Raw genomic sequence first — 15668 nt, forward strand, 5'->3', positions numbered from 1 at the left:
AATTTATACAGAACAATTGATGATTATATCAGCGTCGTGAGGGATGCCAACCGCGAAATTTCCACGTGCGGCAGAAGACGGCTGTCTGTTGCGGTCATCAGCTCCGCATTTTCTGGCTTGGTCCAGCAGGCCTGCATGCCGCAGCGGATGGCACCGGCCACGTCGGTGGTCAGGTCATCGCCCACGTGCAGGATCTCACCCAGCGGCAGGTTAAGCTTATCTGCCGCCAGATGGTACATGTCACTGAACGGCTTCGCGCGCCCGTGCGGACCCGCGCGCAGCACGAATTCAAAATAATCGCTGAGGCCAAACAGCTCCGGCTGGGCATTGCCGTTGGTGATGGCCACCAGCGGCCACTTTTCGGCAAGCTTCGCCAGCGTGTCGTGGGTTTCCTGCGGCACGTCGATGCGGCTACGCCATTTGGCGAAGTTTTCCATTGCCGCTTCGGCACCGACGGCGGCATCCTGTGCGCTCAGACCCGCGTTCAGCATCGCCTGCTCAACCGCGCGACGACGCCATTCGGTCACGTCGTGGTAAATGTCCGGCTCGGTCTCCCGCAGGGACTGACGCAGCTTCTGGAAGTCCTTGTTCTGCATCGCCTTCAGCGCGGGATGGTAGTTCTGCACAAACGCCAGCGACTCCTGCTCGGTACGCAGGATCACCTCGCGGTTGTCATAAAGGGTGTCATCAAGGTCAAACGTCAGGGCTGAGATCTGACCGAGTGGGCGGTAAAAACGCATTATTTCCCCCGTTTGGCGCGTGGATGCGCCGCGTCATACACCGAGGCAAGGTGTTGGAAGTCTAAGTGGGTGTAGATTTGAGTGGTCGACAGATTCGCGTGGCCAAGCAGTTCCTGTACGCCGCGCAGATCGCCGCTCGATTCCAGCATGTGTGTCGCAAAAGAGTGGCGCAGCTTGTGGGGATGCACGTGGCTGTTCAGCCCCTGCTTGATGCCCCACTCCGCAAAGCGCTTCTGCACGTTACGCGCGGAGATCCGCTTGCCGAGCTTTGATAAAAACAGCGCATCCTCTTCCGCGCCAAACAGGCCGCGCAGATCCAGCCAGTGCTCAATCCAGGAGACGGCGTTGCGGCCAATCGGCAGGCGGCGCTCTTTGCTGCCCTTGCCCATCACCCACACTTCGCCGGATTCCAGATCGAGATGCTTTAAGTCGAGGTTCACCAGTTCGGAGAGACGCAGGCCCGCACCGTACATTACCTCCAGCATCGCGCGGTCGCGCACGGCCAGCGGATCGTTCAGATCGATATCCAGCAGGCGGTTTACGTCGTCGACGTCAATATTTTTCGGCAGATGGCGCGGCGCCTTCGGCGTGGCGATCCCTTTTGCCGGGTTGGCTTTTAAGCCCCCCTGGCTGACCAGCCAGTCGAAGAAGCTGCGCAGGGCAGAGAGCCGGAGCGCAAGGCTCGCCGGGCTAAGGTTTTTTTTACGGCTACGCACGACGAACCCGCGTACCGTGGCGGCGTCACATTGTTGCCAGCTTTTCAGGCCGATTTCTTCGGCAATCTGCATGATGGCATCAAGCTGACGCTGATAGTTGAGCAGCGTGATGGGGCTGAGCTGACGTTCCACGCCGAGATAGCGCAGAAACCGGGTGACGTCAGTGGCGAGCAGTCCGTCCGTCATACGCGTTCAATCCAGCGCTCCAGCAGCTCGGGCAGCATCAGGGCGATCTCCTGCAGCAGGTGCGTGGCTTGCCCCTGCTCATAGTGGTGCGCGTCGCGGCTGGTAAATAATATTACCCCCAGGTCGCCATCGCGCCCCATCAGCGACATCGCCACCGAGCCAATCGCTTTGGCTTCCGGCAGCACTACCAGCAGCTCAGGTCCGTTCAGCGGCCCCAGATAGTGATGCTCATGACCCAGGCGCTGAATGCGCAGCGGCTCAAACGCCTGACGGCTGAGCGCCAGATGGGTGAACCCCGACGGTGCGCCGATGCGCCAGCGGTCAGGGAACAGACGAATCGTTGCGCCCGCCAGCCCCAGCTCGCGCGCCCAGCGATGGAAGCGGCTGAGAAACTCTTCAAGGCTGTGCGCCGAGGCCAGACGCGCCTGCAGGTGCAGAAGGCGATAGAACAGGCTTTCGTTGGTGCTGGCCTGCTCCATCAGCAGCGTCATGTTCTCTTCAAGCTGGTTGATGTGGTTACGCGAGCGCGCCATGTGCCATTCGACCAGCGACACGGTCCCGCGAACCGGATGCGGCACGCGCATTCGTTCGACGACGCGTGCATTGCGAATAAAAAACTCAGGATTGTTCAGCAGATAATCAACAACAGCGCTGTCGTCCAGTTCCGTCACTGTTTCCTGCAGTTCTTCCCCTGGTTGTTTCATAGATGGATAAACCCGTCATAAACATGTGTCGCCGGGCCAGTCATGTACAGTGGATGACCCGCTCCTTTCCAGGCGATATCAAGACGACCGCCCGGTAATTCCACGCGAACCTCTTCTGCCAGTAACCCCTGGGAGATACCGACGGCCACCGCCGCACAGGCGCCGCTTCCGCAGGCCTGGGTTTCGCCCGCGCCGCGCTCGTAAACCCGCAGACGGATGTGTTCACGCTTCATCACCTGCATAAAGCCGATGTTCGCCCGCTCCGGGAACCGCTCGTGGCTCTCCAGCACCGGACCGAGCGTTTCGACCGCCGCGGTTTCCACGTCATCCACCTGAATCACGCAGTGCGGGTTACCCATCGAGACAACGCCGCACAATACTGTCTGCTCGGCCGCCCGCATAATATAGGTCTTTTCCGCTTTGTTTGCGCGAAACGGCACGGCGGAAGGCTCGAAGTTAGGCTCGCCCATATTGACGCGCACCAGCTCATCGTCGGTAACGCTGAGCACCATACGACCGTTGGCGGTACTGACGCGGATATCGCGCTTATTGGTGAGCCCTTTCAGGCGGACAAAGCGGGCGAAACAGCGCGCGCCATTGCCGCACTGGTTAACCTCACTGCCGTCAGCGTTGAAAATACGGTAGTGGAAATCGAGGTCAGGATCGTAGGGCGGCTCAACCACCAGCAGCTGATCGAACCCCACGCCCACGTGCCGATCCGCCAGGCGGCGGATCAGTTCCGGGGAGAAAAACACATTCTGCGTTACCGCGTCGACGACCATAAAATCGTTGCCAAGGCCATGCATTTTAGAGAACTGCATCATTTGCTCCATTGCGCGGGTACAGAACGTTGTCGTCAGAGGTTAACCTGAGTCGGACCGCCGTTATCGCCACGATCGTTAGTCTTTGGCGTGGAAGACTCGATGCCGCTGTTAACCGGTTTTGTCGGCGGCGGCGCGGTTTTATCCGCAGGCGGGAAGTAGAGTGGTCCCTTCAGTCCGCAGCCGGTCAGGCTAAACAGCGTGATGAGAACGGCAAGCGTTCGGAAAGCGTTTTTCATTATAAAGTTGCCCGTAAGTTCAAATCTGTTTCTATCATCGCAGGAGAAGACACAAAAGCAAGAGTTTGCCGCTTTCCTGCAACGGGAATTATTTAGCGTTATACTGCCGCCATCACGAAAAACAGGAACAAAACCATGAACGACAGTGAATTCCATCGCCTTGCCGACACCCTGTGGATGACCATCGAAGAACGTATCGACGACTGGGACGGCGACAGCGATATCGATTGTGAAATCAACGGCGGCATTCTGACCCTGAGCTTCGAAAACGGCAGCAAAATTATTATTAACCGTCAGGAGCCGCTTCACCAGGTGTGGCTGGCGGCCAAACAGGGCGGCTATCACTTTGATTTGAAGGGTGACGAGTGGGTTTGCGATCGCAGCGGCGAAACGTTCTGGGATCTGCTGGAACAGGCGGCGACCGCGCAGGCGGGCGAGGAAGTGCGTTTCAGGTAGTTTTGTTGCCCGGTGGCGGCTACGCCTTACCGGGCGAAAAGCCTCAGGAAAAATACTGCTGCAACAGCGGTGCGGTATCCTGATTCGCAGGCGCCGCAGGGGTAATTGCCTGCGTACGGAACGGGATCACCTGCGCTCGCCCATCTACGTTCACAATCTGGTAGAACTGCGGCAGGTTGAAGTTGATAAAGCTGGAACCGTAGGTGAAGCGGTCATGCGAGGAAGAGTAGAAGCGGCTGACGTCGCGCACCAGTTCCTCTTTGCTGCCTTCACAGTGGTGATACACCTCGGCGCGGTTGGTCTCATCCAGAATGTAGATGTTGAACCCGGCATCGTCGCCCGACTCTTCAAAGAAGAACTGAATAATCCCTTCACTGGCAAAGCCATCCACCACCTGCGGCAGCTTGACGTGGTTGGTTTCCACCTGAACCGACAGGCCGTGCAGCTTGTTGTGTGAAATCGCGCCGTAGAACTCGATAGCGTTTTCCAGCTTCTGTACCGACACGTTCAGACGCTCGAAGAATAGCCCCCAGGTCTGGCCGGAGACGCGCAGCGCTTTAAAGCGCCCGGTTTCCTGGCGGGTGCTGGATAGACGCAGTTCGATGCATTCAGACACCAGCTGCTGCACGCGGGTACGAATTAAACCGCGAAGGTGCTGGCTGTAGCAGAACACTTCGACGCTGTCCGGCGGCGCGGCGTCCTGGTGCATCTTGCCGAGAATGGTTTTCAGCGCTTCAATCATCGCCTGCTCGCCGTTGAAGTGCAGGGTACGCACTTCGTTCCACGAGTTGCGGTACAGCAGGTCTACGCTGCCCACCAGGCAGTTTTGCTGCTCGCCAAAGCTGAAGACGTCCAGCTTGCGGAAGTCAAAATGGACCACCTGATTGCGGAAGGCCGCCGTCGGGTCGTATTCCAGGTTGACGATGATCGCCAGATGGCGAATCTCACACGGGCTGTAGAGCGCTTTTGGCGTTGGGGCAGGCAGACGCAGCGGGAAGTGGTGCGACACATCCGCCACCATCTCCTGCAGCTTGGCTAAATCGACCACCTCGTTGCCTTTGATAAACAGGCGCGTGCGCGAGGTCAGCAGGCCGTTAAACCAGGCCCACGCCACCAGCTTGTTCAGATAGCGGTTATATTCCAGCGGCTGATGGCTGATGATGGAATCCATGCTTGGCGCACGGTTGTACAGATACCACCCGGTGCGGTTCGCGCGGCCCGGCGGCACATAGATAAAGGTCAGGTTTGGTTCAGACAGGTCAGGCGAAATCTGCGGGTTAACCAGGGTCACTTTGCCCGGCAGCGCTTCAAACGCGGCGTACAGCTTACGGGTTAACACCCCGATATCCTGCGGGCTGGCGGAAACGCTGAGGTTGTTGCGGCGCGCAAAGCGGATCAGATTACGGTAGCTTTGCATCATCGCATCGAGCAGTTCGTTGTGTGCTTCACGCACCTGATCGATTTTCCAGTTGGCCCGGTTGTCGAGCATGGACAGACGCGCTTCGTCCCATCCCCACTCTTTCACTAGCTGACTGACCACTTCACGACGCCAGCCCACGCAGGCGCGCTCACGGCTCAGCTTTTCACAGACCTTGAGATAGAAACATCGACGCACCAGGTCAAGACGCGTGGCGTCATCAATGGCTTTCAGGTATTCGGTAACGCGCTCCAGCATCATGCAGTAGGCGTCGAGCCCGTAGGAGACAATTTCGCCATCGTGCAGGCGCTGCTTGATATCTTTCGCCAGCAGGCGCGGCGTAGGGTATTCCCACGAGTAGGCTTCCAGCAGCAGGGTTTTCAGCACCGCTTTGTACGGTGAATCAATGCTCTTGTAGAGCTGCCAGAGGCTTGCGCCAAAGTACTCTTCGGCGGACAGGGAGCTGAGGCCGCCCAGGTCCAGCCATTCGTTTGGCGTCAGTACGCCCTGCGAGTAAAGCGACATGACGTAATCGTCATAATTCTCTTCTTCATCGCACGGCACCATATTCCACAGAATACGTTTCCCGGCCAGGCGAACGGCAGTACGGTAAAACTCATCCAGCAACAGAATGTGCTGGGTCGAGCCGCAGTCCTCACCACCCAGACTGCCGCTTTCGTTATGGCGGAAACGGTTTTCATCAATCAGGAAGAAGCTCACTTCCACGCCGAGCGATGCCGCCCAGCTCTCCAGCAGGCTGCATTTACGCTGCAGCAGCTGGCGCTCTTCGTTGTCGAGCCAGGACTGATGGCAGACCCAGATGTCCAGGTCCGAAGAACAGCTTTGCCCTACCGATGAGGTGCTCCCCATGGAGTAAACGCCGGTAATCGGCAGTTCACCTTTCGGAGAAACCTGAGGCGGCATGCCGCGGTAAAGTTCCAGCTCGTTCAAATAATGCTGTTGGGTTTCATCAGGCGTGAAGAGGCAAATGCCCTGGGGAACGTTACCATCAAGGTAGCCAGGCATTAGCGGGTGGTGATAGTGCAATAATGTCGGCAGCAGACTGTATACCTGCTGGAAAGCAGGGCCCATGGCAGCAAGCGCGCGATCCACACGCAGTTGATTTATGGCATCCAGTCTCTGTTTCAGAGTCTCAATATAGAGGTACAAGACGTATCGCCTGATGTTTCCGGGTGTCGTAAGCTATTCAAAACACGAATAACAGCGAGCCCGCAGTATTTCAAAAAGATAACCGTTACCCTTTTTTCGCACTTGTCATTATGGTGGTACCGACGAAAAAATGGTCTAAAACGTGATCAATTTAACACCTTGCCGGTTGACCGTAAAGAAAGATGCGCTACATACAAGTGTAGCACCGTTCTGTACGTGTAAATTCCTGAATACGGCTATGGCTGACGAATACGCCGCCTTGTCCCTCTCACGCTTCATCAACCGTAAAACTGCCATCCCAGAGTCAACAATGTTAGGATGGTTAGCGATTGATAATGACGGTAACAAGCATGTTAGACAATGTTTTGAGAATTGCCACACGCCAAAGCCCTCTCGCGCTCTGGCAGGCACATTATGTTAAGCAGCGCCTTGAAGCCTGCCACAGTGGATTGCGCGTCGAGCTGGTGCCGATGGTCACGCGCGGTGACGTGATTCTGGATACGCCGCTGGCGAAAGTGGGCGGCAAGGGCCTGTTTGTCAAAGAGCTGGAACTGGCATTGCTTGAGAACCGCGCCGATATCGCCGTACATTCGATGAAAGACGTGCCCGTCGAGTTCCCGGAAGGGCTGGGGCTGGTGACCATCTGCGAGCGCGAAGATCCGCGTGACGCGTTTGTCTCGAACCACTATGACTCGCTCGACGCGCTGCCGGCGGGTAGCGTGGTTGGCACGTCCAGTTTACGCCGTCAGTGTCAGCTGGCGGAGCGTCGTCCTGACCTTATCATCCGCTCGCTGCGCGGTAACGTTGGCACGCGTCTGGGCAAGCTGGATAACGGCGATTACGATGCCATTATTCTTGCCGTTGCAGGCCTGAAGCGCCTGGGGCTGGAGGAACGCATTCGCGTGGCGTTGCCGCCAGAGCTGTCGCTGCCGGCCGTCGGACAGGGCGCCGTCGGCATTGAGTGCCGTCTGGACGATGCGCGCACCCGCGAGCTGCTCGCTCCGCTGAACCATGACGAGACCGCAACCCGCGTAAAAGCCGAGCGGGCGATGAATACTCGCCTCGAAGGCGGGTGTCAGGTGCCGATTGGCAGCTATGCTGAATTAACAGACGGTGAACTGTGGCTGCGTGCGCTGGTGGGCGCGCCGGACGGTTCACAGATGGTGCGCGGCGAACGTCGCGGCAAGCCGCAGGATGCCGAAGCGCTTGGCGTGTCGCTGGCGGAAGAGCTGCTGAATAACGGCGCACGTGAAATTCTGGCCGAGGTCTATAACGGAGAACCCCCTGCATGAGTATTCTTGTCACCCGCCCTTCTCCCGCAGGAGAGCAGTTAGTGAGCCGTCTGCGCGCACTGGGGCAGGTGGCCTGGAGTTTTCCGCTAATTGAATTCTCCCCCGGTCGGGAGCTCTCTGCGCTCGCCGACCAGATGAATACTCTTCAGGAAGGCGACCTGCTGTTTGCGCTATCGCAGCATGCCGTGGAATTTGCCCATGCGCAGCTGCAACAGGCGGGGACACGCTGGCCGACCGCTCCGCGCTTTTTTGCTATCGGCAGAACCACCGCGCTGGCCTTACATACCGTGAGTGGAACAGACGTTCGCTACCCGTTGGATCGGGAAATCAGCGAAGTCTTGCTACAATTACCTGAATTACAAACTATTGCCGGAAAGCGCGCGCTCATTTTGCGCGGCAACGGTGGCCGCGAACTGCTGGGTGAAACGCTGCGGAAACGCGGGGCTGACGTCACGTTTGTTGAGTGCTACCAGCGCTGTGCGAAACACTACGACGGTGCTGAAGAGGCGATGCGCTGGCACGCGCGCGGTATTAATACGCTGGTGGTCACCAGCGGTGAAATGTTACAACAGCTTTGGTCGCTGATACCGAGTTGGTATCGCGAAAACTGGTTACTCCGCTGTCGGCTTCTGGTCGTCAGTGAGCGTCTGGCGAACCTCGCCCGGGAACTGGGCTGGCAGGATATTCGGATCGCTGATAACGCCGACAACGATGCGCTGCTGCGCGCATTACAATAACTCTCAAATGGGAAGCCATAATGACGGAACACGAAAAATCCTCCGCCGTGGTTGAAGAGACCAGGGAGACTGTGGAGACAACGCCACAGCCAGAGACGACTGAGAAAACCGCTGAGAAGAAAAACGGCAGCAATAAAACCAGCCTCGCGCTGAGCGCGATTGCCATCGCCATTGCGCTGGCAGCAGGCGTCGGCCTGTATGGTCTGGTAAAGCAACAGAGTGCTAACCAGACGGCCACCAGCGATACGCTGGTCAATCAGCTTACCTCCCTGCAAAAAGCGCAGGAAACGCAGAAAACCGAGCTGGAAGCGGTGATTAAGCAGCAGGCCGCCGCGCTTGCCGAGGCGAACAGCAAACAGGAAGAGCTGACCAAACAGCTGGGCGAAGTACAGCAGAAAGTCGCCACCATCTCCGGCACCGATGCCAAAACCTGGCTGCTCTCGCAGGCCGATTTCCTCGTCAAACTCGCCGGGCGTAAGCTGTGGAGCGATCAGGACGTGACCACCGCCGCCGCGCTGCTGAAAAGCGCCGATGCGAGCCTGGCCGACATGAACGACCCGAGCCTCATTACCGCGCGCCGTGCGATTACCGAAGATATCGCCAGCCTCTCCGCCGTTTCACAGGTGGATTACGACGGCATTATCCTCAAGGTGAACCAGCTTTCGAATCAAATAGATAACCTGCAGCTGGCGGATAACAATGACGACGACTCCCCGATGGACTCTGACGGTACCGAGCTGTCCAGCTCCCTGAGCGAATGGCGCATAAACCTGCAGAAAAGCTGGCAGAACTTTATGGACAGCTTCATCACCATACGCCGTCGCGATGAAACCGCCGTACCGCTGTTAGCGCCGAATCAGGATATCTATCTGCGCGAAAACATCCGTTCCCGCCTGCTGGTCGCGGCGCAGGCCGTGCCGCGCCATCAGGAAGAAACGTACAAACAGGCGCTGGATAACGTCTCGACGTGGGTACGCGCCTACTACGACACCGATGATGCAACGACCACCGCCTTCCTCGAAGATATCGACAAGCTGAGCCAGCAGAACATCACCATGAACGTGCCGGATAAACTGGCCAGCCAGCCGATTCTGGAGAAGCTGATGCAGACGCGCGTGCGTAACCTGCTGGCGCAGCCGGGCGTTCCGGCCGGGCAGACCGGCACAGCGGCGGCACCAGCGCCAGAAAGCGCGCCACAGGGAGAGTAATGATGCTAAAAGTCCTTTTACTCTTCATCCTGCTGATCGCCGGGATCGTCCTGGGCCCGATGCTTGCGGGTCATCAGGGATACGTACTGATCCAGACCGATAACTACAACATTGAAACCAGCGTAACGGGTCTGGCGATCGTTCTGATCCTCGGCGTCGTGGTCCTGCTTGCCGTTGAATGGATCCTGCGCCGTATTTTCCGCACCGGTGCCCATACCCGCGGCTGGTTCGTTGGTCGTAAGCGTCGCCGCGCCCGTAAGCAAACGGAACAGGCACTGCTAAAGCTGGCCGAAGGCGATTACCAGCAGGTTGAAAAGCTGATGTCGAAAAACGCCGACCACGCGGAACAGCCGGTGGTGAACTATCTTCTGGCCGCCGAAGCGGCGCAGCAGCGCGGTGATGAAGCCCGCGCTAACCAGCATCTGGAACGCGCGTCAGAACTGGCGTCTGGCGACCCGATCCCAGTGGAAATTACCCGCGTCCGCCTGCAGCTCGCGCGCAATGAGAACCACGCGGCGCGCCACGGCATTGACCGTCTGCTGGAAATCGCACCGCGTCATCCGGAAGTCCTGCGCCTTGCGGAGCAGGCCTATATTCGTACCGGAGCGTGGGGCTCGTTGCTGGACATTATTCCGTCGATGGCGAAGGCCGAGGTGGGTGATGATGAACATCGTGATGAACTTCAGCGTCTGGCATGGATTGGCCTGATGGATCAGGCGCGCGCCGACCTGGGCAGCGAAGGCCTGAAAACCTGGTGGAAGAATCAGAGCCGGAAAACGCGCCAGCAGGTCCCCCTGCAGGTGGCCATGGCGGAACATCTTATTGAATGTGACGATCATGACACTGCCCAGGAGATCCTTCTCGACGGCCTGAAGCGCCAGTACGACGATCGCCTGGTCATGGTGATCCCGCGCCTGAAAACCAATAACCCTGAGCAGGTCGAAAAAGTGCTGCGCCAGCAGATCAAAACCGTCGGTGACCGTCCGCTGCTGTGGAGTACCCTGGGCCAGTCGCTGATGAAGCACGGCGAATGGCAAGAGGCGAGCCTGGCCTTCCGTGCGGCACTGAAACAGCGTCCGGACGCGTTTGACTACGCGTGGCTTGCCGATACGCTGGACAAACAGCATAAGCCAGAAGAGGCGGCCGCTATGCGGCGCGATGGGCTGTTGCTGACGCTGCAAAATAACGGTAACCCGCAATAAATAAAAGAAGGAGGCCAGACGGCCTCCTTTTTTTATCGCCTTTCTCCTGCTACATTCTTTACACCCACATCTGCAAACGAACCCGCCAATGTAACGATGTCTTTTCATTAACCTTTTTTCACACACGCGCACTTTCTGCAGCGTGGATTAAATCGTTTTTGAAAGGAAATCTTCATGAACTCGCTTTTGTATGCGCTTATTGAAGCGCTGCGCTGCCACCGCTGGCTGCGCCTGCTTGCCTGTGCTTTTATCTTTTCTTCGCTGGGAAATGGTTTAACCCAGGTCGTGGTCTTTGGTTTACTGTTAGCGTGGTCGGCCCCGCCCGCCCTGCTCACCCTCGCTTTTCTTTTCGCAACGGTTCCGGGATTCATCGGCAGCGCGATCGGCGAAAAGCTGTGCTCGCGCTATTCTCCAGTATTCCTGCTGATACTGACCGAGGGGCTGGGATTGCTCGCCCTACTCTTCCCCCTGCTCGGTGCGGGTTATCACAGCATTGCCTCGCTACTCGCCGTGCAATCCACCGAAGCGCTGCTCAGCGGGATGAGCTGGCCCGCGCTGACATTGCTCTTTAAACGCGGACTTAGCGAAACAGAGCTGCCTGCTGCAACCTGTCTGGAAAATGTGACTTTTGCTTCTCAGGTGTTATTAGGTACTGGACTCGGCGTGGTGCTATTCAAGCAGACCTCCGTGTTTACCTTGCTGGCTATTGATGCCGCCAGTTTTCTCGGGTCGCTGCTGCTGCTGTGGCTGGCTGGGCGGCGGTTTTCTGCGCCATTGCTACCTCTCCCCGGTGAAGAGGCAGCCCCCGCGCCACTGCGCTGGCGGACGTTGACCGTTCGGCAAAAGCGCAGCCTGCTCATTTTGCCGGCGCTGGCGGCCGTCGGCTCACCGGCTATGGCGCTACTTCCGGCCCTGGCGCAGCAGCTCCATCCTCAGGATGCGGCGGGCCTTGCTCTGCCTCTGCTTTTCGCAAGGAGCATGGGGCAACTTTGCGGCCCCATGCTGCTAAAAAAAGAGAGCCTGACGCGCTTTGCCGTCCACACGCCGCGAATCATCGTTTGTCTCGGTATTTTTCTTGCCGCTTATGGAATGCTGCCGTTGCTGTCTGGGTGGATGGCATGTGCGCTGGGGATGATCTTTATCGCGCATCTGGCCTCAAACGTTCTATTCGCAGCCGGCACGTTTGGCGTACTCAGCAGTTTTCATATCACGCAAACCGCGTCAGCCAGCGGTAAAGCCTGGCGTTGGCAAACGCTCAGCGCCTCGCTTTTCACCGGCATTACAGCGATAGTGGCTGTTGGGCTTGGCTCAGTGCTGGCGCTCTATACGGTCTCGTCAGCCGCCCTGCTGTTGGTCGCCCTGATCATGCGTGGGTATCGGGAATAAGACATAAAAAAACGCCTGCTATAAAAGCAGGCGTTAAAACAGGTCTGTAAGACAACATATTTGGTGCTTCACTCAACGTTATGTCCATGGTGTCTGATGAGGCCGAAGCGACATCTGTCAGTGGACGATAAGCACCGTAAATGGCTCTGCGTCATTCCTGAGTTTATGAGGCACTAAGGCGAACATAAGAGATGGAATGAGCATCTACGCGTATATTATTGCATGTTACGTGCCAGATTTACACGCAGAACTTTTACATGGCGCAACATTTTAAGATAAAAGGAAATTATGCTGTTAAGTCGCATCTGAAGCTTCATAGCGTATCGGCAAAAGCAGAAATATGTCGCCAGGAAGAGACAGTAAATCCCACAAATAATTATTTATCTTATTTTCAATGACTTGCATGTCACTGAATCGCGACAATGATAAAGGGTGCTTTCTGGAGATAACGACAGGGGAAAAAACTTACAGAAAACAAAAAACCCCGCCGAAGCGGGGTTCAAAATTGGTCGGCGAGAGAGGATTCGAACCTCCGACCCACTGGTCCCAAACCAGTTGCGCTACCAAGCTGCGCTACTCGCCGATGTACTGCTTTTTTGAATTTTTAGTTCAATTCATTTAAAAAGTCGTGGTGCGAGGGGGGGGACTCGAACCCCCACATCCTAAGGACACTAACACCTGAAGCTAGCGCGTCTACCAATTCCGCCACCTTCGCAATTCACAACTCTTTCAATAATGGGGTGGCTAATGGGATTCGAACCCACGACAACTGGAATCACAATCCAGGGCTCTACCAACTGAGCTATAGCCACCACTGTATTCTTTCACGCGGTACTGACTACTTCTCAGACCACCGCAGCTCTAGCGCCGGGAACTAAAATGGCGCGCCCGACAGGATTCGAACCTGAGACCTCTGCCTCCGGAGGGCAGCGCTCTATCCAGCTGAGCTACGGGCGCTTAGCGCCGTTGCGGGGCTGGATATTACGTACCTCCGTCCCCGCTGTCTAGTGCTTTTTTGAAAAAAATGCGCGTTTGGTTATGGTTTGCACATTTTGCCGCTTATTCCTCCACTTTCTGCGTGGTGGCACGGCGACCCAGGCCAAAAAGCTTATACGCGGCCGTCACTGCCGCCAGGAAGATCAGCCCGACAAACAGCGACATGCGGGTATCTTCATTAAAGTACATTCCAATTAATACGCAAATCAGGAACGCCATCGTCAAATAGTTCGCATACGGGAAAAGGATCGAGCGGAACGGATGGCTGGCGATCGCTTTTTTATGCGCATGGCGGAAACGCAGCTGGCTGATGAGGATAACAAACCACGGCACCATGCCCGGCAGCACGCTGGCGCTGTAGACATAAACAAACACGCGCTGCGGATTAGGGATGATGTAATTCAGGCAGGAGCCAATCAGCAGGATGACAATGGAGACCGCGACGCCCGCTACCGGCACGCCAGCACGTGAGACTTTACTCATTGCCGCAGGCAGCTGGTTATTTTTCGAGAGTGCGTAGAGCATACGGCCACAGCTGTACATCCCGCTGTTACAGCCTGACAGCGCTGCCGTCAGGACCACAAAGTTGATGATACCCGCTGCTGCTGTAATCCCAATCTTCGCAAAGGTTAATACGAACGGGCTCCCCGTCGTGCCGATTTCGTTCCACGGGAAGATGGTCACAATAACGAAGATTGCGCCCACGTAGAAAATCAGGATGCGCCACAGCACTTTGCCCACCGCGCTACGCAGCGTAACCTGCGGGTTTTTCGCTTCCCCGGCGGTAATCCCGATCAGCTCCACGCCCTGATACGAGGCCACAACAATACACAGCGCCGTCAGGAAGCCCTTCCAGCCGCCGGCGAAGAAGCCGCCGTGTTCAGTCAGGTTGCCAAAGCCGATGGCGTGTCCGCCGTTGCCAAAACCATAGAAAATCACGCCCAGGCCAATAACAATCATCACGATGATGGTGGTTACTTTGATCATCGCAAACCAGAACTCGATTTCACCGTAAAGGCGCACGGCGGCCAGGTTTGCCAGCGCCACCAGCCCCACGGCAATGAGTGCCGGTATCCACTGGACCATGTCCGGGAACCAGAACTGGACGTAAACCCCTATGGCGGTGATTTCAGAGATGCCCACCGCCATCCACATAAACCAGTATGACCAGGCCGTCAGGTAGCCGAAGAACGGGCTCATATAACGGTGTGCGTAAACGGCGAAGGAACCGGTCACCGGCTCCAGAAAGAGCATTTCGCCCATTGAGCGCATGATGAAGAAAACAAACAGCCCGGCGATGATATACGCCAGTAATACGGAAGGGCCTGCCCATTTGAGGGTGCTTGCGGAGCCCATAAACAGGCCAACGCCGATAGTGCCGCCCAGCGCTATCAGTTCGATATGACGAGCTTCCAGCCCACGCTGTAGCTCCGGTTGTTTCTCTGCCATAGATCCTCGATTGTGTTTGCTGTTTCCCGGCTTAATACCGGTTATTGTTTTTTAGGGGTACTAAAATACGGTGCGAATGGTTTCTTAAAATCGGCCAAATGGCAAACGATGCATTAAAAAAATGAATGCATTGCACAAATTATCAGCAGCTTTGCAGGTCAGTTGCAGCGCGAACAGCATATCGCGCTACATTTTGATTACATTTTACCGGTATAGTGCCAGGTGAGGTAGCGAAGCAGTCGAATCTGTCGTTTAATGCGGGTGGGTTGGGAGAGCAGGCGGTAGAGCCACTCCAGCCCCATATTTTGCCAAATCTTCGGCGCGCGCTTCACGTGGCCGGTAAAGACATCGTAGGTGCCGCCGACGCCCATATAAAGCGCATCCGGGCTGACCAGGCGGCAGTCGCGCATCAGGATCTCCTGGCGCGGGGACCCCATCGCCACGGTGACGATTTTTGCCCCGCTGTCGCGCACGCGGGCAAACAAAGCCTGCTGGTCTTCAGGCTTGAAGTAACCATTCTGGCTACCAACAATATTAACATTCCATTGACGACGCAGTTTCTCTTCGGTCTCGGCCAGCACCTCAGGCTTACCGCCAATCAGGAACACCGGCGTACCCTCCGCACCAGCGCGGGCCATAAGCTGCTCCCAGAGATCGGCACCCGCCACGCGAGATACATTAGCGTCAGGATATTTTTTACGGATAGAGCGGACCACGCTGATACCGTCCGCGTATTTAAATTCAGCCGCTTCTATCAGGCTTTTGACTTCGGCGTTATCTTCCACCGCCAGCATCTTTTCCGCATTGATAGCGACCAGCGTACCGGATTTCATCTGCCCGTCGGCGAACAGAAAATCCAGCGCGTGCTGCATGTCGCGCCAGCCAATCAGCTGCAAACCACGAAGCGCATAGCGCGGTGCAGAAGTTTTATCAGTCATTACTTTCCCTA

The 15668-nt window shown here is 56.8% G+C and carries 14 protein-coding genes and 4 tRNA genes; 6 read left to right on the forward strand and 12 right to left on the reverse strand.

The window, feature by feature from the left end; translation table 11 throughout:
- Positions 1 to 23 precede the first annotated feature (23 nt).
- Genes yigB through lptM form a run of 5 tightly spaced genes read right to left on the reverse strand, consistent with a single transcriptional unit; the run spans position 24 to position 3406 of the window.
- Positions 24 to 740 (reverse strand): 5-amino-6-(5-phospho-D-ribitylamino)uracil phosphatase YigB, encoded by a 717-nt coding sequence (yigB, locus tag AC2FAJ_RS21450; RefSeq protein ID WP_485454507.1) that lies wholly within the window; start codon positions 738 to 740, stop codon positions 24 to 26.
- Entirely contained in the window at positions 740 to 1642 is a 903-nt protein-coding gene (xerC, locus tag AC2FAJ_RS21455; RefSeq protein WP_059357714.1) for a tyrosine recombinase XerC, read from the reverse strand. Before xerC ends, yigB begins: the two co-directional genes overlap by 1 nt.
- Positions 1639 to 2346, reverse strand: coding sequence for a DUF484 domain-containing protein (locus AC2FAJ_RS21460; RefSeq protein WP_028014794.1), 708 nt, complete (start codon positions 2344 to 2346; stop codon positions 1639 to 1641). Before AC2FAJ_RS21460 ends, xerC begins: the two co-directional genes overlap by 4 nt.
- Positions 2343 to 3167 carry a diaminopimelate epimerase gene (dapF, locus tag AC2FAJ_RS21465; RefSeq protein ID WP_028014795.1) on the reverse strand — a complete coding sequence of 275 codons (825 nt, stop codon included), beginning with the start codon at positions 3165 to 3167 and terminating at the stop codon, positions 2343 to 2345. Before dapF ends, AC2FAJ_RS21460 begins: the two co-directional genes overlap by 4 nt.
- A gap of 35 nt (positions 3168 to 3202) precedes the next feature.
- Positions 3203 to 3406, reverse strand: a complete 204-nt coding sequence (gene lptM, locus AC2FAJ_RS21470) for an LPS translocon maturation chaperone LptM (RefSeq protein WP_041911830.1) — start codon at positions 3404 to 3406, stop codon at positions 3203 to 3205.
- Between the two features lie 135 nt (positions 3407 to 3541).
- Between lptM and cyaY the strand changes: the two genes are divergently transcribed.
- Positions 3542 to 3862, forward strand: coding sequence for an iron donor protein CyaY (cyaY, locus tag AC2FAJ_RS21475; protein ID WP_041911829.1), 321 nt, complete (start codon positions 3542 to 3544; stop codon positions 3860 to 3862).
- Between the two features lie 43 nt (positions 3863 to 3905).
- On the opposite strand, the gene cyaA is transcribed toward cyaY, so the two are convergent.
- On the reverse strand, positions 3906 to 6449 hold the full coding sequence (cyaA, locus tag AC2FAJ_RS21480) for a class I adenylate cyclase (RefSeq protein WP_041911828.1): 2544 nt from the start codon (positions 6447 to 6449) through the stop codon (positions 3906 to 3908).
- 350 nt (positions 6450 to 6799) lie between these two features.
- Between cyaA and hemC the strand changes: the two genes are divergently transcribed.
- From hemC to AC2FAJ_RS21505, 5 genes are all read left to right on the forward strand, one after another.
- Positions 6800 to 7741: a hydroxymethylbilane synthase gene (gene hemC / locus AC2FAJ_RS21485; RefSeq protein WP_032644935.1), complete on the forward strand. Its 942-nt coding sequence runs from the start codon at positions 6800 to 6802 to the stop codon at positions 7739 to 7741.
- Positions 7738 to 8478, forward strand: a complete 741-nt coding sequence (hemD, locus tag AC2FAJ_RS21490; RefSeq protein ID WP_319880922.1) for a uroporphyrinogen-III synthase — start codon at positions 7738 to 7740, stop codon at positions 8476 to 8478. Before hemC ends, hemD begins: the two co-directional genes overlap by 4 nt.
- Before the next feature lie 20 nt (positions 8479 to 8498).
- Entirely contained in the window at positions 8499 to 9686 is a 1188-nt protein-coding gene (gene hemX, locus AC2FAJ_RS21495) for a uroporphyrinogen-III C-methyltransferase (RefSeq protein WP_319880923.1), read from the forward strand.
- A 2-nt stretch (positions 9687 to 9688) separates the two neighbouring features.
- Entirely contained in the window at positions 9689 to 10888 is a 1200-nt protein-coding gene (gene hemY / locus AC2FAJ_RS21500; RefSeq protein WP_028014802.1) for a protoheme IX biogenesis protein HemY, read from the forward strand.
- Between the two features lie 174 nt (positions 10889 to 11062).
- A complete protein-coding gene (locus AC2FAJ_RS21505) occupies positions 11063 to 12274 on the forward strand; it encodes an MFS transporter (RefSeq protein WP_273908347.1) in 1212 nt (403 codons plus the stop codon).
- Positions 12275 to 12780: 506 nt separating this feature from the next.
- On the opposite strand, the gene AC2FAJ_RS21510 is transcribed toward AC2FAJ_RS21505, so the two are convergent.
- The 6 genes from AC2FAJ_RS21510 to wecG form a co-directional block, all read right to left on the reverse strand.
- A tRNA-Pro gene (locus AC2FAJ_RS21510) sits at positions 12781 to 12857 on the reverse strand.
- 46 nt (positions 12858 to 12903) lie between these two features.
- A tRNA-Leu gene (locus AC2FAJ_RS21515) sits at positions 12904 to 12989 on the reverse strand.
- Positions 12990 to 13010: 21 nt separating this feature from the next.
- Positions 13011 to 13086 (reverse strand) — tRNA-His (locus tag AC2FAJ_RS21520).
- A 68-nt stretch (positions 13087 to 13154) separates the two neighbouring features.
- A tRNA-Arg gene (locus AC2FAJ_RS21525) sits at positions 13155 to 13231 on the reverse strand.
- Positions 13232 to 13333: 102 nt separating this feature from the next.
- On the reverse strand, positions 13334 to 14719 hold the full coding sequence (gene thrP / locus AC2FAJ_RS21530) for a bifunctional threonine/serine APC transporter ThrP (RefSeq protein WP_041911824.1): 1386 nt from the start codon (positions 14717 to 14719) through the stop codon (positions 13334 to 13336).
- A 197-nt stretch (positions 14720 to 14916) separates the two neighbouring features.
- Positions 14917 to 15657, reverse strand: a complete 741-nt coding sequence (gene wecG, locus AC2FAJ_RS21535; protein WP_041911823.1) for a lipopolysaccharide N-acetylmannosaminouronosyltransferase — start codon at positions 15655 to 15657, stop codon at positions 14917 to 14919.
- Between the last annotated feature and the right edge of the window lie 11 nt (positions 15658 to 15668).

The organism is Enterobacter cloacae complex sp. 385G4 (assembly GCF_057320665.1).